Here is a 24,271-nt window from a genome sequence, read left to right on the forward strand (position 1 = left end):
TACTCAAAGCCGCGCAATGCGCGGCTTTCGTGTTTTTGGCGGGTCCACATCAGAAGTGACCTACCGCCTGGTTCGACAACTGCAACAGAAGGCTTACTCGGTGGCCCACGCCTGTCGGCTGTTGGGCATCAGCCGCTCTGGCTTTTACGAGGCCAACAAGCGTGCCCAAGCGCCGACAGCCATTTGCCAGATCACGGTGCAGCTCAAGGCCCCGTTCAGCGAAAGCGGCGGTTGCTATGGCAGCCGACCGCTGCGTAAAGCCCTGCACGCCAAGGGAATAGAAATAGGCCTTTATAAGATCCGCCGCTTGATGCAAGCCAATGGCCGGCGCTCGGCCTGGAAGCGCAAGTTTGTGCACACGACGGACAGCCATCACGATCTGCCGATCGCCGAGAATGTGCTCAATCGCCAGTTCGAGCCCGACGCGATGAACAAGGCGTGGGTGGCGGATATGACCTACATCCGCACTCGCAGTGGCTGGCTGTACCTGGCTGTGGTGCTGGATTTGTTCTCGCGCAAGGTCGTGGGTTGGTCGATGGCACCGAACATGCCTGCCGAGTTGGTGTGCAACGCCATGCAACTGGCGATTGCTCATCGCCAGCCAGCCTCAGGCCTGATCGCCCATTCGGATAGAGGGTAAGCGTCCGGCGAACTCACCTTGCGTAAGTCAGGCCGGCACCCACTGATGCGGTAGCAATTGCCCGATCTCACTGGCCCGCTGCGTCGGCAGCCGCATCAGCACATCCTTGAGATAGGCATACGGATCATGCCCATTCATGCGTGCCGACTGGATCAGACTCATGATGGCAGCCGCCCGTTTGCCACTGCGCAGCGACCCGGCAAACAGCCAGTTCGAGCGGCCAAGCGCCCATGGCCGTATCTGGTTTTCAACTTGGTTGTTGTCGATGGGCACAGCCCCATCATCTAGGTAGCGCGTCAGCGCTACCCAGCGTTTCAGGCTGTAATCGAGGGCTTTGGCCGTGGCTGATCCGTTGGGCACCAAGTCGCGCTGGGCCAACATCCAGTCATGCAGTGTTTTGCTGATCGGTACCGCCATTTCCTGACGTATTCGCCAGCGGTCTTCGTTGCTCATATCCCGAGCCTGGCGTTCAACCTCGTACAAACCGCCAATCGAGTGCAGCGCCTGTTCGGCCAACTGGCTTTTGTTCGCGACATGCAGATCGAAAAACTTGCGGCGGGCGTGAGCCATGCAGCCGATTTCAGTGATGCCTTGCTCAAAACCAGCTTTGTAGCCAGCGAAGTCATCGCAAACCAGCTTGCCGTTCCAGACGCCCAGGAAGTTGCGTGCATGTTCGCCGGCACGGCTTGGGCTGAAGTCGTAAACCACCGCGTTGAGCGCCGAAAACGGCGTCGTGCTGTAGGCCCAAACATAAGCTCGGTGAGTTTTCTTCTCGCCTGGCGCAAGCATTTGCACTGGTGTTTCATCGGCGTGAATCACGCCTTGGTTCAGCACCGCCTCACGCAGTGCGTCAACCAGCGGCTGGAGCCGCAATCCGGTTTGTCCGACCCACTGGGCCAAGGTCGAGCGAGCAATGGCCAGCCCGGCGCGACCAAAGATCTTTTCCTGCCGGTACAGCGGCAAGTGATCGGCAAACTTGGCCACCATGACGTGGGCCAGCAAGCCTGCGGTCGGGATACCTTTGTCGATAACCTGCGCTGGCACCGGCGCCTGGATCAGTGTTTCGCACTGACGGCAGGCCCATTTGCCACGCACATGTTGCTCGACGGTAAATACACCCGGTGTGTAATCCAGCTTCTCACTGACGTCTTCGCCGATGCGTTGAAGTTGGCAGCCACAGGCGCACTGGGTGTTTTCGGGTTCGTGACGAATCACCGTGCGTGGAAACTGCGGCGGCAATGGCGCACGTTTCGGGGATTGCCGTGGTTCGGCCTGTGGCGCAGCTGGAAGGAGCTGTTTTAGCTCGGCCTCGATAGCCTCAAGGTCTGTGTCGAGCAAGTCATCCAGCAAGCTGCTTTGCGCCGGGCTGATTTGCTCGCTGCGCTTGGCAAACTTGTGCCGTTTGAGCAGGGCAATTTCGTAAGTGAGCTGCTCAATGACGGTTTGATCGTTCTGGATCTTCTTGCTCATCGCCTCGACCTGGGACTGCAACTGCAACGCCTGTGCCGCCAAGGCACGAAGCTGTTCCGGGGTCATCTGGTCGAGGTTGGGCGAGGAAGTCATGCCGCCGATTGTGCCAGAGCAGGCACGTGACGACGACACGTAGACCGGCCAAATGCACGGCGGTTACAGCATGCTGATCACACCGCCTGCACCAACGCGCTGCCACGGCAGGCCCAGCACCAAGGCCTGGAGTTGTTCGCTGTCGAGTTCAACCTCGCTGCCATGGCGAATGCCGGGCCAGTGAAACTTGCCTTGATTCAGTCGTCGCGCTGCAAGCCAGACGCCTACGCCGTCGTGCACCAGGACTTTTATTCGGTTAGCCCGGCGATTGGCGAACAGGTAAGCGCAGTGCGGCTTCGCCGCACCGAATACCGCGATCACACGGGCTAATGCGGTTTCGGTGCCGGCGCGCATGTCCATCGGCTCGGTGGCCAGCCAGATCGCATCGATGCGGATCATTGGGCGACAGCCCGGATAAATTGCGCACAGCCCTCGGGATCTGAGGTCGGCCATCTCACCGTGATCACTTGCCCGGCCATGGCTAACTCAATGATCACTGACGCTTCAACTGGCCGTTTAGGGGCAGCCTTCAGTGGCACAAAGGCCGGTAGCGAAGTTGTCGCGGATTGGTCTCGATAGAGCGGCAGCCATTTGCGGATGACGTTGGCGTTGATGCCGTGGCTGATGGCGACACTGGACACGGTTGCGCCAGGTTGCAGGCATTCCTGAACGACCTGGGCTTTGAAAGGCTTCGGATAAGAGCTTCGTTGGCGCATGGAAATCCTGGCGATAAGGGTGATCGCGTCCGCTTAAAAATACGCGGACACCATCGCCCTTAAAGCTGGAGTTCGGAAGGTGAGTTTGCCGGACGCTTACGATAGAGGTAGCCAATACGCAAGCGCGAGCTACAGAGCGTTGCTGGAACGAAATGGCATGCAACAGAGCATGAGTCGTAAAGGTAATTGCTGGGACAACTCGGTGATGGAACGCTTCTTCCTGAGCTTGAAAATGGAACGGGTGTGGCGGCGTGATTACGCCAACCATGGCGAGGCCATACGCGACATCACCGAATACATCGTTGGGTTTTACAACAACGAACGGCTGCACTCGAAACTGGGATATTTGCCACCGACTGCTTACGAGCAGACGATGGTGCCGAAATTACCTATCGAGGTGTCCGAGATTAGTTGACCACTACAGTTATGCCCCTCCGACATAAAGGCTGCACGCACCGTCCTACAAACACGAAGCCCCACTCCGGGACGAATACACACGCACAATCATAGCGCTTGGTAAAACATAGATGCTTATGCCTCCAGGCAATCAGCAAGGAAGCAGATACTTCCCACTGGTATCCGACTCAAGGGAGCGCATATAGCTGAGAAGCGCCTCGACTACAGACTCTGAGGGGTTTTCCGCCGTTCGACCGAAAGCGATGCTCACAGAAGTATCGACGTCCGGTCGAGCACGAACCTTTGCCGAGACCAATTGGAACTCCGAGCTTCCCAGGATCAGATATAGGGCTTCTTCTAGACAGATCAGTCGAGCCCATAGAGCATCGATCACTGGCATGCCCTCAACCTTGGAAAGCGCCACGTAAGCCCGCTTGTCGCCACTCAGAAGCTCTGTATCCTCGTTACCATAGAGTGCAGCGAATAGAGTTGCCTCACCGCTATCAATATCAGGTCGATTGAGCTGGAGCAGCGGGTTCGCAGATTCAGCCACAACCTCTACTTCAGAGGCTGACGCCACGAGCTGTCGCGCAAGGTCAACCGCCTCCAAAGAACCGAGTTTGGCGAGAGCCTTATCGTCCTTGGTCAGCTTCAGCTGAAACTTCAGCTGCGGGAGCACCGCAAAATCGCCCAAACCACAGCCCAACGCGCCGGCCAACTCATGGAGAAGGTTGTATTGGCATATTTTTTTTGCGACATCGCTATCGAGCAAATACAAGACTGAGCTACCTCGCAAATCCTTGCATGGAAAGAAGATGCTCGGCACTCTCTTCGGAGATCGCTGACAGATCAGTATTCCTTAAGAATCGATCCCGCAGTAACTCGATCGCTCCGACCTCTTGCGGAACGAACCTCAATGCCTGATTAGCCCAAATCCAGTCATCATGCTCTTTGGCATAAGACAGGATAAGGTGCCCCTGATCTACAGCATTCTCCCGACTAGCCCTAAGCGCGGCAGCAGCCAAAGTGGTAGCCGATGTCTGGCGAGGTATCCGTCGAACAATGTCCATTTGCCCGCGCCGTATGAGGCTGAGGGCGAAAGTATCTGCCTCCCGTTCCTGCTCATCCCTTCGGACCTGCACCCGGCCTTCAAGCCCTTCACTCACGTCAGCGATGTCTTCATCAATCAAAGCACCGTTGTCCTGGACGTGCCCACACAATATGTGGGCAAGCTCATGGGCCAAAACGAACAATTGCTTAGATTGATGTGTATGGTTGAACCCCAGAAGGATTGCTGGCCGACCGTCGACAATGACGGCCATACCGGTCATGCGCTTTGTGTTCCTGGGCATCTCTTTGAGAAATAGAACCGGAATTCCATTCATCCAACAGAGATCCAATAACCCCTGAAAGTCAACGCATGCCCGACCAGTGGAGTGGCGTACTAGCTCATAAATTTCAAGGGGATTAGCAGGCAACTCACGATAGGGCGCTCGACTAGCAAATACCGCCAGACGGGCCAAAGCGATGCCGAGGCCTGCCGCGACATTGAGCTCGTCAACACGAGTATCTGCCCTGTGTTTGAAATTGGCACGCGCGGCACGCGGCTCGATCGCCAGATCGCCGTCTTGCCCAAAGCTCACGTCTAGGCCCAATCGCTGCTTCAGGATCAGAGCAAATTGGAACGCCCCCGCGCTGGTTTTCAACAAGCTGTTGTCCCACCAGTCAGGAAGGAGCTTCGTGACATACGTACGCGGATAACCTGCAGCCTGAAGGCTCTCGAAAGCAGATTTAACGGTTATAGGAGTCTTTGCGTCATGCATATGCAACCTCCTCTAACGCTCTTCCAGTTCTCATGTTCTCATGCCCGCTCGACTGTGCGCAAAAAGCAGCTCAGCTAGCCGACGAGCGTGCTCCTCAGATCCGTCCCAAACGGAGGCGAGAGCATTCATCAAAATCTCGCTGGAACGGGGGTCAGACACATCACGAGCCACATCAATATTTGCATATTCGCATAACCTGAGATGAGTCTTAGTGAACCGCCTGGGAGCTGCGAAAAGGTTTCGGTAGATCTGTGACTGATTTACCCCTGTATCCCTTGCGATGGCTGAGCTAGTGACCATTCCCCTTGCAGCAAAATGCTCCAATATTTCGGCAACAATTTGGGACAAAGGCTTTGGCTGGTTCATGCAAGTATATTAGCATATTTGCATAGCGTTCTCTACCAGCTAAGCTTATCCGTCAGGTCGGAAAGTCACGCAAAAAAGCTCCATTTGCGGCATCATTGGCGCCTACCTGAGATTTCTCCATGCGCGAAACTGATATCAAAATTGCCTTAACACATCACCTAGCAGCTGGTATGCCCAACGTTTCGTCTCACTTCCTAGAGGAGGTTGAGCTGAATGGCGGAGAGATCCGTGCGGATCTGGTGCAGGTTTTAGACATGCACTGCTATGAGATCAAAAGTGCAGCGGACTCTCTAACACGCCTTGTTGGCCAGGGCTCACGCTATGCTCGCGCATTCGACCAGGTAACGCTTGTCACTGCGGAATGCCACCTCAAGAAAGCAATGCCAATGCTGCCTCCTTGGTGGGGCGTTATGGTTGTGCCAGACGAGGCCGGCAAAACCTTCAAGCAGGTACGAAAGGCCAAACCTAACAAAAGACATGAACCCGATGTGTTGGTCACCCTACTGAAACGTGAAGAGGCCCTGCAGATACTCGAAGAGCTTGGCGTCACCCGCGGCTTCAAGAGCAAGAGCCTCTACGTTATTCAAGCCAAGGTCGCTGAGATGCTTCCTTTGGAGGACCTCAAAGCGAAAGTCCGTCTAAGGCTGATAGAGCGAGCCAGAAGCGCTATCAGTACTGCTCCTTGAGCACGTATGCGATGTGGTGACTCCACCCTTCGGTGATGTGATAGTGCCCACAGCGCTTCTTCTTCACTGGAAAATTGGGATCAGCTCGCTCAGCCAAGATCTCGTCCCCGAATGAATATCCTGCACCTTTGAAATCCTGTGGATAGGTGCTCACCAAGATTTCGGAAATCGCAATGGAGTCATTGGTGGTTTTTCCATCCGCTCGTAGGATCAACCAATCGCTGCCTCGGGTGTAGCGGATCGCGATACGATTGCTACGAAGCTCAAGGATGTCCTCCGTCCAGCCTGGAGAAAGGGTTCCATAGTCGCCAAACCCGACTTTCAAGTCCGGCACACTAGCGTTTACGTCGCTCCAAAACGCCCAATCCGAACGCTTGAATGTAGCCGAACCGGTTTTGACAGATGCCAAACTAGCAGGGTATGCGCCCGAAACGACATGCACCGACTTATAACCAATGGCGCTAAGCGACCGCAGATCTTGACTGAAACTGGCGATCTGGACTGGCAACCACTCCTTCGGACTGACCCCTAGGTCGACAATCAATGCCGAGTCAATCCCTGCAGACTTCAGATAGGTGTAAGCCCCTTGCACCAATTGCAGCTTATCGTTGGGAACGGCAAGGGCATCCAAACGCAGCCGGATGACTACTGAAGGAAGGGAGGTAGCCAATTTCATAAATTTGGCGCCCATGCTCGCAACGTACGCAGGTCCTAAGACCGGCGAGGCTGGAATTTTTTGCTGAACCGCATGCTGCATGAAATCTAAAAGCTCATTCTGGCGGACATGGGTCAATTGCCCGCTAGGATTTGCATAATCTACCAAGACGTCATGAGGCCATACGGCCTGGAGCTTTCCAAGAAGGTTCAGATGCTGCTTGGAAGTACGCACCTCAATGCATGGCTGCATGCGGTGTACGTGTGCTGCTTCGACCTTTTCGAGAGCACGCTGCTCCCACGACTGCCACTTGATGATGGGAACGTAACGCGGATGCTGCGGAAACTTAGCCATGGCCCCTCCTTGGCTCAAAAATTAGACTATAGCACTCTGCCACCACTCAGTTCGCAATACCACTTCTGTCTAATACAGTGAAGGGGGAACGGTGGAAGAGCTGGTGAGGCATGGATGCCGAGCCAGGCCCCGGGCGGCTTTTTGCCCGGGGCCTGGACACCAGCGCCGGCAGGGACGCCGGATCGACGGTACAAAACAAGCTACTCGGCCAGGTACACTAGCGGTACAGTACGAAGGTCCTCATCTGTAACCTACCGTTCGCTAACGTACTGATTACCCTGTACTTTCGCGTCCTGTACCGTTTCCTCGTGTAACCCAATGAAACCTAGCGCAACGGTGTCATTGGCGAACTCATAATCCTTTGGTCCACGGTTCGAGTCCGTGTGGGCCCACCACCTTCAAAGCCGCGCGTTGCGCGGCTTTTGCGTTTCTGGCCTTTATGTTGTCGGCTAATATCCCCATCTCGAAACGGCCATGACCAGTCCGTCTGTGCTGGTAGTTCAGTAGAGACAGGCCCTCTTGCAGAACTGGACGCTGAGCCGAATAACTCGCACAATCGGCTCACGAAATGAGCCGAATAGCCCTCTTATTCGGCTCACGCGTTTGCCGAGGCGCCAATGACCGACCTTCCCTACTGGATCTGGCAGCAGCCAGACTGGCCCAACTTCACCTGGCAGGCCGACACTCTGGCTCCCTGCCTGCTGAGATGCAGTGAGGCCCAAGGACGCCTGCTCGGCATGGCTCGCGCTATCGACGCAGACAGCAACGCACAGAACGAACTGGATGCCCTGCAGCAAAACATCATCACCTCCTCGGCCATCGAAGGTGAGCAATTGAATGTCGGCTCGGTGCGCTCCTCGCTGGCGAGGCGCCTGGGGTTGGCTGCTGATCATCAGGTCAGCCCGCGCAGCGAAGGCCTGGCCGAGTTGCTTCTGGATGCGACCCAGCATCATACACAGCCATTGAGCCTGGAGCGCCTGCTGCATTGGCATACCTTGCTTTTTCCTGTTGACGAAGGCCCTCTGGCAGCGCGTATCAGTGCTGGCAAGTTGCGGGGGGAGGAGCCCATGCAGGTTGTCTCCGGACGCCTTGATCGGCCAGTCGTGCACTTCGAGGCGCCCCCCCGTAGCGGACTCGATCAGGAGTTGGCGACCTTTATCCACTGGTTCAATACCAGCCAAACGGATAACACACTGCACCCACTCCTGCGTGCCGCCATTGCCCACTTCTGGTTCGTAACACTGCATCCGTTCAATGATGGCAACGGTCGCTTGACCCGTAGCCTCACCGACCTGGCCCTGGCGCAGGCTGAGCAGCAAGCTATCCGTTTTTATGCGATGTCCGCCAGCATCCTCGAAGATCGCAAGGGTTATTACCAGATACTTGAAAGCAGCCAGAAAGGCTTGCTGGATATCACCGCCTGGTTGCAGTGGTTTCTACAAACCTTGCTGCGTAGCCTGGAACATGCCCAGCAGCGGATCGATCGGGTACTGATCAAGGCCAGGTATTGGCAACAGCATCGTCAGTATCAGCTCTCGACCGAACAGTTGAAGGTGCTGAATCGCTTGCTCGATGGCGGCGAGAACGGGTTCGTGCACGGAATCAGCGCTGCGCAATATCAGGCGGTCGCCAAGGTCAGTAAGGCCACGGCGACTCGCCATCTGGCCGACTTGCTGGAAAAAGGCTGCCTGATCCGCCTTCCGGGCGGTGGCCGCAGTACCCGCTATCAGATCCCCGGCCTGCACTGGGTGGATCAAGTGAATCAATAATGTGAGCACACCTCTCCGACGGAGTAGCACCTTGCCTGACAGCCGCATCCCCCTCGACGAAATCGACCGCCAACTGATCGCCGCCTTGCAGATCAACGCGCGCGAAAGCGTGGCCATGCTCGCCCGGCAATTGGGCATCGCCCGCACAACCGTGACCTCGAGGCTGGCGCGCCTGGAGAAGGCCAAGGTGATCACCGGTTATGGTGTGCGTCTCGGTCAGCGGGTAGTGGATGGCGGGCTGCAGGCCTATGTCGGGATCACGGTACAGCCGCGTTCCGGCAAGGATGTGGTGCGCAGGCTCAGTGCCATGGCGCAGATCCAGCAACTCTGCGCGGTGAGTGGGGAGTTCGACTACGTGGCCTGGCTGCGCAGTGATTCGCCAGAGCAACTGGACCAGTTGCTCGACCAGATCGGCAGCGTCGAGGGAGTGGAGAAAACCACGACTTCGATCATCCTCAGCAGCAAGGTGGATCGGGGACAGCCGGTCTGACCAGGCGTTTCCACAAGAGCGCTTTCGCGGGCAAGCCCCTTCCCACAAAGGACCAAAGCCTTGAGTACGCCGCCAAACCCGTAGAAGCGGGCTTGCCCGCGAAAAGATCAATGCATTGCTGCAAAATGCCCACCACCTTCGTCATAAAGCATCACCGATCAACAAAACGACGACACTCTGCGTCTTATTTACGTACTCCCCGCTCCCTACAATGGCGCCAGTCTTTTCCTAACTACACTTCTACCGGGTAACGTTTCCGGCAGGAGTCGCCAGCAAGGTCCGCCATGAACAAGAAGAATCGCCACCCAGCCGACGGTAAAAAACCGGTCACCATTTTCGGCCCGGACTTTCCTTTCGCCTTCGATGACTGGATCGAGCATCCGGCCGGGCTGGGCACGATTCCGGTGGAGAACCATGGCGCCGAAGTGGCCATCGTCGGTGCCGGTATCGCCGGCCTGGTGGCCGCCTATGAACTGATGAAGCTCGGCCTCAAGCCGGTGGTGTACGAAGCCTCGAAGATGGGCGGCCGCCTGCGCTCCCAGGAGTTCGAAGGCGCCAAGGGCATCATCGCCGAGTTGGGCGGCATGCGTTTCCCGGTGTCGTCCACCGCGTTCTATCACTATGTCGACAAGCTCGGCCTGGAAACCAAACCCTTCCCCAACCCGCTGACCCCGGCCTCCGGCAGCACGGTGATCGACCTCGAAGGGCAGACCCACTACGCGGAAAAACTCGCCGACCTGCCGGCGCTGTTCCAGGAAGTCGCCGACGCCTGGGCCGATGCCCTGGAGGACGGTGCGCGCTTCGGCGATATCCAGCAGGCCATCCGCGACCGCGATGTGCCACGCCTGAAGGAGCTGTGGAACACCCTGGTGCCCCTGTGGGACGACCGCACTTTCTATGACTTCGTCGCCACCTCGAAAGCCTTCGCCAAGCTGTCTTTCCACCACCGCGAGGTGTTCGGCCAGGTCGGTTTCGGCACCGGCGGCTGGGACTCGGACTTCCCCAACTCGATGCTGGAAATCTTCCGCGTGGTCATGACCAACTGCGATGACCACCAGCACTTGGTGGTCGGCGGCGTCGAGCAGGTGCCGCTGGGCATCTGGCGCCATGTCCCGGAGCGCTGCGCGCACTGGCCGGCCGGCACCAGCTTGAGTTCCCTGCACCACGGCGCGCCGCGCACCGGGGTGAAACGCATTGCCCGCGCCGCCGATGGCCGCTTCGCGGTGACCGACAACTGGGGCGACACCCGCCATTACGCCGCCGTGCTCACCACCTGCCAGAGCTGGCTGCTGACCACCCAGATCGAGTGTGAGGAATCGCTGTTCTCGCAGAAGATGTGGATGGCCTTGGACCGCACGCGCTACATGCAGTCGTCGAAGACCTTCGTCATGGTCGACCGGCCGTTCTGGAAGGACAAGGACCCGGAAACCGGCCGCGACCTGATGAGCATGACCCTCACCGACCGCCTGACCCGCGGCACCTACCTGTTCGATAACGGCGACGACAAGCCGGGGGTGATCTGCCTGTCCTACTCGTGGATGAGCGACGCGCTGAAGATGCTGCCGCAGCCCATCGACAAGCGGGTCAAGCTGGCCCTGGACGCCCTGAAGAAGATCTACCCGAAAGTGGACATCGCCGCACGCATCATCGGCGACCCGATCACCGTGTCCTGGGAGGCCGACCCGCATTTCCTCGGCGCCTTCAAGGGTGCGCTGCCCGGCCATTACCGCTACAACCAGCGGATGTACGCGCACTTCATGCAGGCCGACATGCCCGCCGAACAACGCGGCATCTTCATCGCCGGTGACGACGTGTCGTGGACACCGGCCTGGGTCGAGGGTGCGGTACAGACCTCGCTCAACGCGGTATGGGGCATCATGAACCACTTCGGTGGCCGCACCCATGCCGAGAACCCGGGCCCGGGCGATGTGTTCGCCGAGATCGGTCCGATCGCCCTGGCCGACTGAACGGAGTCGCCCCCATGCGCGTAGCGCTTTACCAATGCCCGCCCCTGCCACTGGACGTGGCGGGCAACCTGCAGCGACTGCAGCAACTGGTGACCGAAGCCCATGGCGCCGATGTCCTGGTGTTGCCGGAGATGTTCCTGACCGGCTACAACATCGGCGCCGAGGCGGTCGCGGCACTGGCGCAAGCGCGCGACGGCGCGGCGGCGCAACACATCGCCGCGCTGGCCCGGGCGGCGAACCTGGCGATCGCCTACGGTTATCCGGAACGTGCCGAGGACGGCAACCTCTACAACGCCGTGCAGTTGATCGATGCCCGGGGCAACAGCCTGTGCAACTATCGCAAGACCCACCTGTTCGGCGACCTTGATCACGCGATGTTCAGTGCCGGGCCGGACGAGTTCCCGGTGGTCGAACTCAATGGCTGGAAACTCGGCCTGCTGATCTGCTACGACGTGGAATTCCCGGAAAACACCCGGCGCCTGGCCCTGGCCGGCGCCGAATTGATCCTGGTGCCCACCGCCAACATGGTGCCGTTCGACTTCGTCGCCGACGTGACCATCCGCGCCCGCGCCTTCGAAAACCAGTGCTACGTGGCCTACGCCAACTATTGCGGCCACGAGGAGGATATCCAGTACTGCGGCCAGAGCAGCATCGCCGCGCCGGACGGTAGCCGTATCGCCCATGCCGGCCTGGACGAGGCACTGATCATCGGCACGCTGGATCGGGCCGCGATGCAGCAATCCCGGGCCAGCAACCGCTATCTGCTGGACCGGCGCCCCGCGCTCTACGGCCAGCTCAGCCGGGACTGACCCGACGTTATCCGCTAGCATGGGCACTTCTCTGAAACGGAAGTGCCCATGTCTGCGCCCATCGCCCACGCCCCCGAATACCTGACCCTGGCCAACGGCCTGCGGGTCTCGCTGCGCCATGCGCCACAACTGAAGCGTTGCGCGGCGGCCTTGCGGGTAGCGGCAGGCAGTCATGATGCGCCCGCGGCCTGGCCAGGGCTGGCACACTTCCTGGAACACCTGCTGTTTCTCGGAACCGAGCGCTTTGCCACCGCCGACGGGCTGATGGCCTACGTCCAACGCCACGGTGGCCAGGTGAATGCCCGTACCGCCGAACGCAGTACCGAATTCTTCTTCGAACTGCCACCCCAGGCCTTTGCCGGCGGCCTCGAACGCCTGTGCGACATGCTCGGCCGGGCCCGTCTGGACCCCGACGAACAATTGCGCGAACGCGAGGTGCTGGAGGCGGAATTCATCGCCTGGTCGCGGGATGTCGTGGCGCAACGGCAGTTCCGGCTTTACGCCGGGTTGGCCGAACACCACCCGTTGCGCGGCGTACATGCCGGCAATCGCGCCAGCCTGCAAGTCGAGGCGCCGGCCTTCCAACAGGCGCTGCGGGATTTTTACCAGGGTTTCTACCAGACCGGGCAGATGACCCTGAGCCTGGTCGGCCCACAGCCGCTGGACGAGTTGAAGTCACTGGCACAGACCCTGACTGCCGAGCTGCGTCCGGGCCAGGCGGTCGAACAGAAGTCGCCACCGGCCTTGTTCGCTCACGGCAGGCAAGGTTATCAACAGGCTGATGCTCAGCAGCTCGACCTGCTGCTGGCCTGGGACGATCTGCCCGATGGAGCCCGGCAGGCGGTGGATTTCCTCTGCACCTGGCTCAACGACAGCCAGCCCGGCGGATTCTCGGCCGCGTTGCGCGAGCGCCTGTGGATAAATTCGCTGACCGCCACCGTACTCTATCAGTTCGCCGGACAAGCGCTGGTGCGACTCGAATTCGCACTGACGCCCCAGGGCGTCGGCCAAGGCGCCGCGATCCAGGCACTGCTCGAGAGCTGGCTGGCCTTCTTCGCCAGCCACGCCGACTGGCCAGGGCTGCGCCGGGAATACCGACTGCTGCAGAACCGCAGGATCCGTAGCGGCACCGCCCTGGAACAAGCGCGCCGGGATGCCGCCGATACCCCGGCAGAACTCTCGGAGGCTGCCCTGTCGGCCCTCAAGGCCCTGCTGCACCGGCCCCACGCCGCACCTGTGGATAACCAGGCGGCGTCCTGGCGGCTACCACCGGCCAACCCGTTCCTGCGCTCCACCGCACCTGCCGAGCACCCTGGGCTGATCCGTGGGCAGACCAGTGCCCACCGCGGCCTGCGCACTTTTGCCCAGGACCGCCTGCACAAACGCCGCGACTCATCCGCCATCACTCATATCGAGCTGCCGGCGGATGACAGCGGTGAAGCCGCCGTCTATCTGCGCTGGCAACTGGACAACCCGCACGGCACCTCTGTCCTGCATGCGCGACTGAGCCACAGCCTGCACAACCTGCGAGCCCAGGCGCGGCAGGCCGGTGTGGAACTGTCCTTCACGGTTCAGGCCGGTGCCTGGCAACTCCAGCTCATCGGCTGGCGTGAACCGATCCCGGCGATTCTCGAACAGGCCCTGCGCTGTCTGACGAGTCCGGCCGATGGATTCTGGCAAGCGCCCACCGAACAGCCCAAGCCACTGATCCCCATTCGCGAACTGCTCCGCCAGTTGTCCGAACAGACGCAGCCGGCCGATGAACCCACAGCGGCCTGGGATACCGAGCAACTGGGCAAGCTCTGGGCCGAGGCCAAATGGCAAGGCCTGGCCCTGGGTTTTCCAGCCGCCACACAACCGGCCCTCAACAACGCGTTGAACCGCACGCCTGGCAGCCCGACACGACAACCGCCCCGCCTGCCCGTGGTACCCGGTCAGAGGCGTTGGCAAAGCGTGCCCTGCGACACCGGCGAGCAGGCCCTGCTGCTGTTCTGCCCGGCCGCCAGCGCCAGCATCGTCGATGAGGCCTGCTGGCGGGCACTCGGCCAACTGATCCAGGCCCCCTTCTACCAGCGCCTGCGGGTCGAGTTGCAACTGGGCTATGCGGTGTTCAGCAGCGTCCGCCAGATCCATGGCCGCAGCGGTCTGCTGCTCGGCGTACAATCTCCCGGCGCATCGCTCGCGGCGTTGCTGGGGCACTTCGAAAGCTTCCTGGCGAGCCTGCCCGAACGGATCGCCAGCCTGGACGACAGCACCTGGCATGCCCAGCGCGAGGCTCTGGCCGCACAGTTCAACCTGGCGGACCTGCCCTTGGCCCAGGCCGCCGAACTGCTCTGGCAGGGGCATCTGGCCGACCACTCGTCGGATTACCTGGCACAACTGGCCGCCGCCATTCGCGGCCTGGAACGCACGCCCCTGCAAGCGGCCGCCAGACAACTCGTCCAGGCAGCAGGAGGCTGGCTGTGCCTGGCCAATGGCGCCGAACCGGAGTCGGCCTGGCAGCCCCCAACGGGATCATTACCCGGGCTGCAATGAGCTTTCTCCAAGAAAACGGTCTACTTAGCCGGTAAGATTCAGTAACATTAGCTTGCTAAGCATTTGAACATCTCCCGCCGGAGGTGGACTATATGTATAGACACCCATCCACCCAACCGAAGGAGTCATTCATGGCCTGGACCAAACCCGCCTACACCGACCTGCGCATCGGCTTCGAAGTCACCATGTACTTCGCCAACCGTTGATCGGTCGACCTGCAGTGCAACGCCTCGGTTCGCCGGGGCGTTTTCGTTTTCAGTCCCTGAGTGAGTGACAGGTTCATGTACGTCCAGATTCTCGGCTCCGCCGCCGGCGGCGGCTTTCCCCAATGGAACTGCAACTGCGCCAACTGCGCGGGGTTCCGCGTCGGCAGCCTGCGGGCCACGGCACGCACCCAATCCTCCATCGCCCTTTCCGACGACGGCGTGAACTGGATCCTGTGCAATGCCTCGCCGGACATCCGCGCCCAGCTCCAGAGCTTCGCCCCCATGCAGCCAGGCCGGGCCCTGCGCGATACCGGCATCAGCGCGATCATCCTGATGGACAGCCAGATCGACCACACCACCGGCCTGCTCAGCCTGCGCGAGGGTTGCCCGCACCAGGTCTGGTGCACCGACATGGTCAAGGAGGACCTGAGCACCGGTTTCCCACTGTTCAAGATGCTCACCCATTGGAATGGTGGCCTCGACTGGCAGCGCATCGAGCTCGAAGGCCGCTTCACCATCGCCGCCTGCCCCAACCTGCGCTTCACCCCACTGCCGCTGCGCAGCGCCGCCCCACCCTACTCGCCGCACCGCTTCGACCCGCATCCGGGCGACAACATCGGTCTGATCGTCGAGGACCTGCGCACCGGCGGCAAGCTGTTCTATGCCCCGGGCCTGGGCAAGGTCGACGAGCCGTTGCTGCGGATCATGGCCGAAAGCGACTGCCTGCTGGTGGACGGCACCCTGTGGGACGACGATGAAATGCAGCGTCGCGGCGTCGGTACCCGCACCGGCCGGGAAATGGGCCACCTGGCGCAAAGCGGCCCCGGCGGCATGCTCGAGGTGCTGGAGCAACTACCGGCACAGCGCAAGGTCCTGATCCATATCAACAACACCAACCCGATCCTCGACGAAGACTCGCCGCAACGTGCCGAACTGCAGCGACGCAATGTCGAAGTCGCATACGACGGCATGAGCATCGAGCTGTAGGAGCACCACCGAATGAGCCAAACCCCGCTGTCCCGCGCCGAGTTCGAGCAGGCACTGCGTGCCAAGGGCGCCTACTACCACATCCATCACCCCTACCACGTGGCGATGTATGAAGGTCGCGCCACCCGCGAACAGATCCAGGGCTGGGTCGCCAACCGGTTCTATTACCAGGTCAACATTCCCCTCAAGGATGCGGCGATCCTCGCCAATTGCCCGGACCGGGAAATCCGCCGCGAGTGGATCCAGCGCCTGCTCGACCACGACGGGGCACCCGGCGAGGATGGCGGCATCGAAGCCTGGCTGCGCCTGGGCCAGGCGGTCGGCCTGGACCCCGATCAGTTGCGCTCCCAGGAACTGGTGCTGCCCGGCGTTCGGTTCGCCGTGGACGCCTACGTCAACTTCGCCCGCCGGGCCAGTTGGCAGGAAGCCGCCAGCAGCTCGCTGACCGAACTGTTCGCGCCGCAGATCCACCAGTCGCGGCTCGACAGCTGGCCACAGCACTACCCCTGGATCGATCCCGCCGGCTACGAATACTTCCGTACCCGCCTCGGCCAGGCCCGGCGCGATGTCGAGCACGGGCTGGAGATCACCCTGCAGCACTACACCACGTACGAAGGCCAGCAGCGTATGCTGGAGATTCTCCAGTTCAAACTGGATATTCTCTGGAGCATGCTCGATGCCATGAGCATGGCCTATGAACTGAATCGCCCGCCCTACCACAGCGTGACCGACCAGCGGGTCTGGCACCGAGGAATCCCCCTATGAGTTTCGATCGCGGCCTGACCCCGAAATGGCGCCCCGGCTACCGCTTCCAGTACGAACCGGCGCAGAAGGGCCACGTACTGCTGTACCCGGAAGGGATGATCAAGCTCAACGAGAGTGCCGCACTGATCGGTGGCCTGATCGATGGCCAGCGCGATGTCGCGGCGATCATCGCCGAGCTGCAGAAACAGTTCCCCGACGTAGCCGAGCTCGGCGAGGATATCGAGCAGTTCATGGAGGTCGCCCGTGCAGAGCACTGGATCGAACTTGCCTGACCCCGGCCTGCCACCCACGCCGCAGGTCGGCCTGCCGCTGTGGCTACTGGCCGAGCTGACCTACCGCTGCCCGCTGCAGTGCCCATACTGCTCGAATCCGCTGGACTTCGCCGGGCAGGGCCAGGAACTGAGCACCGAACAATGGTTCAAGGTCCTGCGCGAGGCTCGGGAAATGGGTGCCGCCCAGTTGGGCTTTTCCGGCGGTGAACCGCTGGTGCGCCAGGACCTTGTCGAACTGATCGCCGAGGCTCGCCGGCTGGGCTTCTACACCAACCTGATCACCTCCGGCATCGGCCTGACCGAACAGAAGATCAGCGATTTCAGGCAGGCCGGCCTCGACCATATCCAGATCAGCTTCCAGGCCAGCGACGAACAGGTGAACAACCTGCTGGCCGGCTCGAAGAAGGCCTTCGCGCAGAAACTGGAAATGGCCCGGGCGGTGAAGGCCCACGGTTATCCGATGGTGCTGAACTTCGTCACCCATCGGCACAACATCGACCGCATCGACCGCATCATCGAGCTGTGCCTGGCCCTGGAGGCGGACTTCGTCGAGCTCGCCACCTGCCAGTTCTATGGCTGGGCGCAGCTCAATCGCCAGGGCCTGCTGCCTACCCGCGAGCAACTGCAGCGCGCCGAACGCATCACCAATGAGTACCGCGCCCGGCTGCAGGCCGAGGGCAACCCGTGCAAGCTGATCTTCGTTACACCGGACTACTACGAGGAGCGCCCGAAAGCCTGCATGAACGGCTGGGGCAGCCTGTTCCTCACCGTCACTCCGGATGGCACCGCGTTACCCTGCCATGGCGCCCGGCAGTTGCCAGTACAGTTCCCCAACGTGCGCGACCACAGCCTGCAACATATCTGGTACGACTCGTTCGGTTTCAACCGCTTTCGCGGTTACGAGTGGATGCCCGAACCGTGCCGTTCCTGTGACGAGAAGGAAAAGGACTTCGGCGGTTGCCGTTGCCAGGCCTTCATGCTCACCGGCGACGCCAGCAACGCCGACCCGGTCTGCGCCAAGTCCCACCACCATGATGTGATCCTGCAGGCCCGCGAAGAAGCCAGCCTGGAGGGGCCGGCCATCGAACAACTGGTGTTTCGCAACGAGCGCAACTCGCGCCTCATCGCCAAGGGCTGAGCCCAGCGCCGAGTGCCACGTCACGTCATTCAGGCGAGTATCTGCAAGCCGTGCTTCTGCACGATGCTCAGCAGCTTGAGTGCCATGCCGCTGGGCTGCTTGTCGCCAGCCTCCCATTGCTTGACGGTCGATACGCTGGTGTTCAGGTAACGGGCGAACACCGGCTGGCTGACCTGGTTGCGCTCGCGCAGCGACTTGATCTGCTCGGGGGCGATCTCGTCCGGTACCGGCGCCAGGCACGAGGCGTCGAACTCGCGCATGGTCGCCTTGCCGATCGCACCGATTGCATGCAGGGCGCTGGCCGATTCATGGACCGATTCCAATGCCTCGGATTTATACCGCTTGCTCATAAGCTATCTCCACAAACTCTCTCATCTCCAGCAACTGCCCGATCTGCCGGCTGCTCAGGTTTTCATAGGCCTTTGCCAGCGCCCTGAAGGCCTTGAGCTCCTGCTGGCTGATATTGCCCTGGTCACTCTTGGCGAACAGGAACTGGAAGATCCAGTAACAGCCGCCCCGGGCCAGGACGATGGAACGATAACGGTTTTCGTTCAGGCGCTTTTTCCACACGCCACCCCCCAGGTTGTCGGCCTGCCCCCTGACCACCGCCCCCATTGCCAACACCAGTTCGGCGTCGTCGATCCTTGCCTTCCTGGCGCTGGCGGCGAATCCCCTGGTCTTGAAAACCCTGTATCGCATGGAAATCCTTCCCCATAAAACGTACCACTAGGTGGTATATAAATTCAAATCCATTGAGGTTCTTTCCGCCCGATGGCAGCAACGCTCGCCCCGCACCTCAATGCGAGCCGAAATACCGCCCACAAAAAAACACCCCGTGCCAAAAGAGTCAGGCACAGGGCGACGCGTTATACCGCAAGACGGTTCGGAATCAGATTTGGGAGAAAACGACGCGCCAAGTCAGACGGCGATTCCCCTGCGGCATTGCACCTGGGCGGTACGGACTCGGGAGAAGGCCCGGGCCAGGCGCAGCAGCATTTCGTCGATGGTGCTCTGGCTGACGGTCAGGGCCGGGGTAAAGCGCAGACTGTCGGCGGTCGGCGCATCGAGCAGCAGGCCTTCCTGCAACGCGGCCTTGACCACCGCATCCGCCGAGGCGTCGCTCAGGGTCAGCCCCCAGAGCAGCCCGGCGCCGCGCAGTTGGCCGTGCTCATAACGCCGTGCCAGCCGATCCAGGCCCTGTTGCAGGTAGTGCCCGCGCTCAGCCACCTCGTCGAGGAAGCCATGCTTGAGCAGCGTATCGAGCACCGCCAGGCCGGCCGCACTCATCAAGGCGTTACCGTGGTGGCTGCCACCGATTTCGCCGGGCTCGAAACAGCAGGCCGTGCCCCGCGCCAGCAGCGCCGACAACGGCGCGCCACCACCCAGGCCCTTGCCGAGGGCGATGATGTCGGCACGCACCGCGTACCGTTGCTCGGCCAGCAGGCTGCCGCAGCGGCCGATACCGGTCTGCACCTCGTCGAAGATCAGCAGGATGCCCAGCGCCCGGCACAACCGCTCGACGCCCTGGAGGTATTCCCGGGTCGCCGGGGTAACGCCCGCCGCACGCTGGATCGGTTCGAGCATGATGGCCACGGTCTTGGCATCCACCGCGGCATGCAAGGCCTCCAGATCGTTGAACGGCACCTGGCTGAAGCCGGGCAATTGCGGCTCGAAGCGGTTGCCGAAGCAATCCTGGCCGGACGCCGACATGGCACCGAAACTGCGCCCATGGCAGGCGTTGCTTGCGCTGATGATCCGGTAGGCGCCGCCACGATGCAGCTGGCCCCACTTGCGCGCCAATTTGATCGCCGCCTCGCAGGCTTCCGAACCACTGTTGAGAAAATACACCTGGTCACTGTCGGTGGCACGACACAGGCGGTCCGCCAGGTGCGATTGGACCGGGTTATGAAAACCCGCGCCGACATTGATCAGGCCATGGGCCTGGTCCGCCAGGGCATGGGCCAGCACACCGGGGCTATGACCGAGGCTGTTGCTGCCACCGCCCTGGCTGAAATCCAGATAGGCCCGTTCCTCGCTGTCCCACAGCCAGGAGCCCTGACCACGGACGAACACCGGGCTGGGGCGCTCGGCGGCGGGCATCAGGTACTCGCTGGCCGCGTGCTCGTGGCGGGCGCGGGGCTGGAAGTCGGCGGTCAGGTCATCGAGGCTCGGTTGCGGCCGGCGCAGCTTGAACAGATTCATGCGCGCAGCCCTTCCAGCGGCAGCCCGAGCAGCCGGGCCGACCAGTCCTCGACCCGGCCGCTGCGCAGGCGACGAATGGCGATGTCGCGCCAGCGCGAGGACAGCGCCGGGCAGTCCACCAGTTTCTTCAGGCCGGAATGCTCCAGCGGTTCGGCGTAGAACGCGTGCAGGGCCCAGGCCACGCTGAGGCCGGGATAACTGCGCTGCAGCAGTTCGAAGGGCTGGTCGGCGCTGACGAAACCGGGCTTGAGCACCCGATAGAACCAGCCGCAGCGCCCCGTGTCCTGGGCCTGCTGCGGCAGCTCGGACAAGCCCCAGCGATGGCTCAGGCGATAGCAGGGCGAACGTGGCTGGCTGACCTGCAGCAGCGCACCGCCCCAGCGGAACAGGTCGCCCAGGCAGACCTGCTCTTCGGTCAGACCACGGGTCGAGAGATTTTCGCCAAAGGCCGGTGCCGACCAGTCGAGTTGCGGATGCCGTTTGCGCCAGTAGTCATAGTGCTCGGCGGGGTAATGATGCAGCGCCCGCTCCGGTCCGCTGTGGAAACGCGGATCGCCCTGCTCGTCGCTGCCCAGGCCCTGTGGCCATAACCAGAGCCGACTGGCAACCCGGTGTTTATCCGTATCGCTGATCAGACCCTGTCCGAGATTTTTTGCCTTGCCTATGTAAACACCATCGACGCAAACGGTATTCATCGCACGCTCTGGCCCTGTAAGCCCTTTTAATTGCGGTTAGACTAGGCTTGCGAGGCGTTCACGGCCATTTCGTTTTTCGAGCATTTTCGATAAGTACTGCTTATGGATTTCAAGCAACTGCGTTATTTCGTCGCGGTGTATGAAGAAGGCCATGTCGGCCGCGCCGCCGAACGGCTGTCGATCTCCCAGCCGGCCCTGTCGCAACAGATACGCCACCTGGAACACCACCTCGACGTCAGCCTGTTCGAACGCAGCAGCAAGCGCCTGCTGCCGACCCTGGCCGCCCACACCCTGTACAACCATGCATTGCCGCTGCTCGATGGCCTGCAACGGGCCCGCGAAGCCCTGCGCAACTTCCAGGGGCAGGCGTTGCGCACCCTCGCCATCGGCGTGCTGCAGACCGTGCACACCAGCCTGGTGCCGCAGTTGCTCGAACGGGTGCGCAAGGCCCATCCGCACCTGGTGGTGCAGATCTACGAATTGACCGGCATGGAGATCGAACGGCGCCTGCTCAACGGCTCGCTGGATATCGGCATCAGTTATCTGCCACCCCGCCAGCCGGGCTTGCACGGCCTGCCGCTGTACGAAGACGAGCTGCAACTGGTGATCCCCGCCGAGCACCCGCTGCGTGAATTCAAGAAGGTCTCGGTCGGCCAGGCCGCGGAGCTGCCGATGCTGCTGCTCGGCGAAGAATTCCAGATCCGGCAGATCTGGCAGGCGCAACTGGCCAACCTGGGGCGACGCCCGCAGGTCCAGGCCGAATTGAACAACATGGCGGGGATTCTCGACAGCCTGCCGCATACCCGCCTGGCCACCGTACTGCCGGGTCGCTCACGGGACGAACACGATGACCATGATCTGCTGTGGAAACCGCTGACCGAACCGCGGGTCTCGCTGCGGGTCGGCCTGGTGTGTCGCGACATGCAACGCCAGCAGGCTTCGCTGGAGCTGCTGCGGGTGCTGCTGGAGGACGTGATGAACAGCCCGGTCAAGCACCTGCACGGGGCGACGGGGCTTGAAGGCCTGGGCTGAAAAACTTTTTCGCGGACAAAAGAAAACCCCGCCGAAGCGGGGCTTTGCAGACTGTTTCCCTGACATCCATTTCGCTCCACCATCCTGGCGGAATCCTACGTGTCCGTGTTTTGCTTTGAGCTTCCTGCTCGACGTCCTTCATAAGTAGATTACCGCTGGATCCAATATGGCGATATGGGCAAACAGCAGCGCGTTATGTAAGCAAAGGCTTACATGCCAACCCCGCCTCAGAACTGCTCGGCATCGAGCAGGAACAGCGATTCGCTACCCGCCTTCACCGACGCCGTCAGCGAGTGGATGCGCGGCAGCAGGCGGGCGAAATAGAACCTCGCGGTGCCCAGCTTGCTCGCGTAGAACGCATCTTCCCTGTCCTTGCCCAAGGCGGCCCGGGCCATCAGGGCCCACATGTAGGCATAGGCGGTATAGCCGAAGGTGTGCAGGTATTCGACCGATGCCGCACCGATCTCGTTCGGGTTGGTTCCGGAACGGTCGAGCACCCAGTCGGTCAGCTCGTCGAGGTTGTCCAGCGCCGCCGCCAGGGGCTTGGTGAACTCGGCCAGATTGGCGCTCGCGGTATCGATGAAGTGCCGCACTTCCTCGGCGAACAGGCGGTAGTAGGCACCGCCGCTGCCGACGATCTTGCGGCCTACCAGGTCCAGCGCCTGGATGCCGTTGGTGCCCTCGTAGATCTGGGTGATGCGCACGTCACGCACCAGTTGCTCCTGGCCCCACTCGCGCACGTAACCATGACCACCGAAAACCTGCTGGCCGTGCACCGTGACCTCCAGCCCCAGGTCGGTCAGGAATGCCTTGGCCACCGGCGTCAGCAAGGCCACCAGTTCATCGGCACGCTTGCGGGCCGCCGCGTCCTCGCTGAACTTGGCAGTGTCCAGTTGCATCGCCACGTAGGTGGAGAAGGCACGGCCGCCCTCGTTCGCCGCCTTCATGGTCAACAGCATGCGGCGCACGTCCGGATGCACGATGATCGGGTCGGCCGCCTTGTCCTTGGCCTTCGGCCCGGTCGGCGAACGGCTCTGCAGGCGGTCGCGGGCGTATTCGATCGCGTTCTGGTAGGAACGCTCGCCGGAAGCCAGGCCCTGGATGCCGACACCCAGGCGCTCGTAGTTCATCATGGTGAACATCGCCGCCAGGCCCTTGTTCGGCTCGCCCACCAGGTAACCGGTGGCCTCGTCGAAGTTCATCACGCAGGTCGCCGAAGCCTGGATCCCCATCTTGTGTTCGATCGAACCGCAGGTCGCCGGGTTGCGCGCGCCCAGGCTGCCATCGGCATTGACCAGGAACTTCGGCACCAGGAACAGCGAGATGCCTTTCGGACCGGCCGGCGCGTCGGGCAGCTTGGCCAGTACCAGGTGGATGATGTTTTCGGTCAGGTCATGCTCGCCACCGGTGATGAAGATCTTGGTCCCGCTGATCTTGTACGAGCCGTCCGCCTGCGGCTCGGCCTTGGTGCGGATGATCCCCAGGTCGGTGCCGGCGTGGGGTTCGGTCAGGCACATGGAACCGGCCCACAGACCGGCGTACATGTTCGGCAGGTAGGTGGCCTTGAGCTCTTCGCTGGCATGGGTGTTGATCGACACGCAGGCGCCGGAGGTCAGCATCGGGTATAGGCCGAAGGCGAGGCTGGACGAGTTGATCATTTCCTCGACCTGCGCCGAAACGGCCTTGGGCATGCCCATGCCGCCAAACTGCGGATCACCGCCGACACCGACCCAGCCGCCTTCGGCGTAGGTCTGATAGGCCTGTGGGAAACCGCTGGGCGTACGGACCACGCCATTGTCCCAGCGGCAGCCTTCCTCGTCGCCGCCACGGCTCAGGGGCGCGATGCTCTTGGCGGTGACCTTGCCGGCTTCCTCGAGAATCGCCTCGACGGTTTCCTCATCGACGGTCTCGGCCAGGGCAGGCAGTTGGGCCCAGAGATTGCCGACCTCGAAGACTTCATTGAGGACGAAGCGCATATCGCGCAGGGGCGCTTTGTAGTCAGCCATGGCAAACCTCGCAAGATCTAGAACGATAGGGCCCGCGCGGGGCCGATTTCCGAAGGCTTGAGTGTACCTTAACAACTTTTCAGACACATAGGGTCATCACGTGACGTTTTTGTTATTTTTAGTCACAACGCTATGCAGGCCTGTTGGGTGAATGTCCTGGCCTCTTCGCGGGCAAGGCGGTGCGGCGACCCGACTTGCC

At 61.3% G+C, this 24,271-nt stretch carries 23 protein-coding genes and 2 pseudogenes; 14 read left to right on the forward strand and 11 right to left on the reverse strand.

Annotation, left to right across the window (positions count from 1 at the left end):
• Positions 1-52: 52 nt before the first annotated feature.
• A pseudogene (locus ACMGT0_RS28880) lies at positions 53-637 on the forward strand (IS3 family transposase); the annotation flags it as partial.
• A 30-nt stretch (positions 638-667) separates the two neighbouring features.
• Here ACMGT0_RS28880 and tnpC read toward each other — a convergent pair.
• The 3 genes from tnpC to tnpA all read right to left on the reverse strand — a co-directional run bounded on the left by tnpC (position 668) and on the right by tnpA (position 2,919).
• Positions 668-2,203, reverse strand: coding sequence for an IS66 family transposase (gene tnpC, locus ACMGT0_RS28885; protein ID WP_416768945.1), 1,536 nt, complete (start codon positions 2,201-2,203; stop codon positions 668-670).
• A 63-nt stretch (positions 2,204-2,266) separates the two neighbouring features.
• Positions 2,267-2,602: an IS66 family insertion sequence element accessory protein TnpB gene (gene tnpB / locus ACMGT0_RS28890; protein ID WP_416768946.1), complete on the reverse strand. Its 336-nt coding sequence runs from the start codon at positions 2,600-2,602 to the stop codon at positions 2,267-2,269.
• Positions 2,599-2,919: an IS66-like element accessory protein TnpA gene (tnpA, locus tag ACMGT0_RS28895; RefSeq protein ID WP_416768947.1), complete on the reverse strand. Its 321-nt coding sequence runs from the start codon at positions 2,917-2,919 to the stop codon at positions 2,599-2,601. The genes tnpB and tnpA overlap by 4 nt, the downstream gene beginning before the upstream one ends.
• Positions 2,920-3,019: 100 nt before the next feature.
• Here tnpA and ACMGT0_RS28900 point away from each other — a divergent pair.
• Positions 3,020-3,334: pseudogene (locus tag ACMGT0_RS28900) on the forward strand (integrase core domain-containing protein); the annotation flags it as partial.
• A gap of 132 nt (positions 3,335-3,466) precedes the next feature.
• Here the strand turns inward: ACMGT0_RS28900 and ACMGT0_RS28905 are convergent.
• Positions 3,467-4,093 carry a hypothetical protein gene (locus tag ACMGT0_RS28905; protein ID WP_416770738.1) on the reverse strand — a complete coding sequence of 209 codons (627 nt, stop codon included), beginning with the start codon at positions 4,091-4,093 and terminating at the stop codon, positions 3,467-3,469.
• A 7-nt stretch (positions 4,094-4,100) separates the two neighbouring features.
• Positions 4,101-5,138 (reverse strand): ImmA/IrrE family metallo-endopeptidase, encoded by a 1,038-nt coding sequence (locus ACMGT0_RS28910; protein WP_416770740.1) that lies wholly within the window; start codon positions 5,136-5,138, stop codon positions 4,101-4,103.
• A gap of 485 nt (positions 5,139-5,623) precedes the next feature.
• Here ACMGT0_RS28910 and ACMGT0_RS28915 point away from each other — a divergent pair, with 485 nt between their 5' ends.
• On the forward strand, positions 5,624-6,190 hold the full coding sequence (locus ACMGT0_RS28915) for a sce7726 family protein (protein ID WP_057385928.1): 567 nt from the start codon (positions 5,624-5,626) through the stop codon (positions 6,188-6,190).
• Here the strand turns inward: ACMGT0_RS28915 and ACMGT0_RS28920 are convergent.
• Complete coding sequence (locus tag ACMGT0_RS28920) at positions 6,174-7,199, reverse strand: beta family protein (protein WP_416770742.1); 1,026 nt, start codon at positions 7,197-7,199, stop codon at positions 6,174-6,176. The genes ACMGT0_RS28915 and ACMGT0_RS28920 overlap by 17 nt on opposite strands.
• 617 nt (positions 7,200-7,816) lie before the next feature.
• Here ACMGT0_RS28920 and ACMGT0_RS28925 point away from each other — a divergent pair.
• The 10 genes from ACMGT0_RS28925 to pqqE all read left to right on the forward strand — a co-directional run bounded on the left by ACMGT0_RS28925 (position 7,817) and on the right by pqqE (position 18,137).
• The gene (locus ACMGT0_RS28925; RefSeq protein ID WP_416770744.1) at positions 7,817-8,968 is read left to right on the forward strand and encodes a Fic family protein; all 1,152 of its coding nucleotides are present in this window, start codon (positions 7,817-7,819) and stop codon (positions 8,966-8,968) included.
• Positions 8,969-8,999: 31 nt separating this feature from the next.
• Positions 9,000-9,458, forward strand: a complete 459-nt coding sequence (locus ACMGT0_RS28930; protein ID WP_017906284.1) for an Lrp/AsnC family transcriptional regulator — start codon at positions 9,000-9,002, stop codon at positions 9,456-9,458.
• 284 nt (positions 9,459-9,742) lie between these two features.
• Positions 9,743-11,425 carry a flavin monoamine oxidase family protein gene (locus tag ACMGT0_RS28935; protein WP_054057035.1) on the forward strand — a complete coding sequence of 561 codons (1,683 nt, stop codon included), beginning with the start codon at positions 9,743-9,745 and terminating at the stop codon, positions 11,423-11,425.
• Between the two features lie 14 nt (positions 11,426-11,439).
• Positions 11,440-12,234, forward strand: a complete 795-nt coding sequence (locus tag ACMGT0_RS28940; RefSeq protein ID WP_416770747.1) for a carbon-nitrogen hydrolase family protein — start codon at positions 11,440-11,442, stop codon at positions 12,232-12,234.
• A gap of 48 nt (positions 12,235-12,282) precedes the next feature.
• Positions 12,283-14,769 carry a pyrroloquinoline quinone biosynthesis protein PqqF gene (gene pqqF, locus ACMGT0_RS28945; protein ID WP_416770749.1) on the forward strand — a complete coding sequence of 829 codons (2,487 nt, stop codon included), beginning with the start codon at positions 12,283-12,285 and terminating at the stop codon, positions 14,767-14,769.
• Positions 14,770-14,900: 131 nt separating this feature from the next.
• Positions 14,901-14,975: a pyrroloquinoline quinone precursor peptide PqqA gene (gene pqqA / locus ACMGT0_RS28950; RefSeq protein WP_054057055.1), complete on the forward strand. Its 75-nt coding sequence runs from the start codon at positions 14,901-14,903 to the stop codon at positions 14,973-14,975.
• Positions 14,976-15,050: 75 nt separating this feature from the next.
• Complete coding sequence (pqqB, locus tag ACMGT0_RS28955) at positions 15,051-15,962, forward strand: pyrroloquinoline quinone biosynthesis protein PqqB (protein ID WP_416770750.1); 912 nt, start codon at positions 15,051-15,053, stop codon at positions 15,960-15,962.
• 12 nt (positions 15,963-15,974) lie between these two features.
• The gene (gene pqqC, locus ACMGT0_RS28960; protein WP_416770752.1) at positions 15,975-16,727 is read left to right on the forward strand and encodes a pyrroloquinoline-quinone synthase PqqC; all 753 of its coding nucleotides are present in this window, start codon (positions 15,975-15,977) and stop codon (positions 16,725-16,727) included.
• On the forward strand, positions 16,724-16,999 hold the full coding sequence (gene pqqD, locus ACMGT0_RS28965; RefSeq protein ID WP_054064648.1) for a pyrroloquinoline quinone biosynthesis peptide chaperone PqqD: 276 nt from the start codon (positions 16,724-16,726) through the stop codon (positions 16,997-16,999). Before pqqC ends, pqqD begins: the two co-directional genes overlap by 4 nt.
• Entirely contained in the window at positions 16,992-18,137 is a 1,146-nt protein-coding gene (gene pqqE, locus ACMGT0_RS28970) for a pyrroloquinoline quinone biosynthesis protein PqqE (protein ID WP_192842658.1), read from the forward strand. Before pqqD ends, pqqE begins: the two co-directional genes overlap by 8 nt.
• 29 nt (positions 18,138-18,166) lie before the next feature.
• On the opposite strand, the gene ACMGT0_RS28975 is transcribed toward pqqE, so the two are convergent.
• The 4 genes from ACMGT0_RS28975 to ACMGT0_RS28990 form a co-directional block, all read right to left on the reverse strand.
• On the reverse strand, positions 18,167-18,487 hold the full coding sequence (locus tag ACMGT0_RS28975) for a helix-turn-helix domain-containing protein (RefSeq protein WP_054057042.1): 321 nt from the start codon (positions 18,485-18,487) through the stop codon (positions 18,167-18,169).
• Complete coding sequence (locus ACMGT0_RS28980) at positions 18,471-18,836, reverse strand: type II toxin-antitoxin system RelE/ParE family toxin (protein ID WP_416770755.1); 366 nt, start codon at positions 18,834-18,836, stop codon at positions 18,471-18,473. The genes ACMGT0_RS28975 and ACMGT0_RS28980 overlap by 17 nt, the downstream gene beginning before the upstream one ends.
• A gap of 219 nt (positions 18,837-19,055) precedes the next feature.
• A complete protein-coding gene (locus tag ACMGT0_RS28985; RefSeq protein WP_416770757.1) occupies positions 19,056-20,339 on the reverse strand; it encodes an aspartate aminotransferase family protein in 1,284 nt (427 codons plus the stop codon).
• Positions 20,336-21,034, reverse strand: a complete 699-nt coding sequence (locus ACMGT0_RS28990; protein WP_054057045.1) for an MOSC domain-containing protein — start codon at positions 21,032-21,034, stop codon at positions 20,336-20,338. The genes ACMGT0_RS28985 and ACMGT0_RS28990 overlap by 4 nt, the downstream gene beginning before the upstream one ends.
• A gap of 102 nt (positions 21,035-21,136) precedes the next feature.
• Between ACMGT0_RS28990 and ACMGT0_RS28995 the strand changes: the two genes are divergently transcribed.
• A complete protein-coding gene (locus ACMGT0_RS28995) occupies positions 21,137-22,066 on the forward strand; it encodes a LysR substrate-binding domain-containing protein (protein ID WP_054057046.1) in 930 nt (309 codons plus the stop codon).
• A gap of 227 nt (positions 22,067-22,293) precedes the next feature.
• Here ACMGT0_RS28995 and ACMGT0_RS29000 read toward each other — a convergent pair whose 3' ends face one another.
• Positions 22,294-24,072: an acyl-CoA dehydrogenase C-terminal domain-containing protein gene (locus tag ACMGT0_RS29000; RefSeq protein WP_054057047.1), complete on the reverse strand. Its 1,779-nt coding sequence runs from the start codon at positions 24,070-24,072 to the stop codon at positions 22,294-22,296.
• Positions 24,073-24,271 lie beyond the last annotated feature (199 nt).

This window comes from Pseudomonas sp. RHF3.3-3, assembly GCF_048069595.1.
Classification (GTDB): domain Bacteria; phylum Pseudomonadota; class Gammaproteobacteria; order Pseudomonadales; family Pseudomonadaceae; genus Aquipseudomonas; species Aquipseudomonas fuscovaginae_B.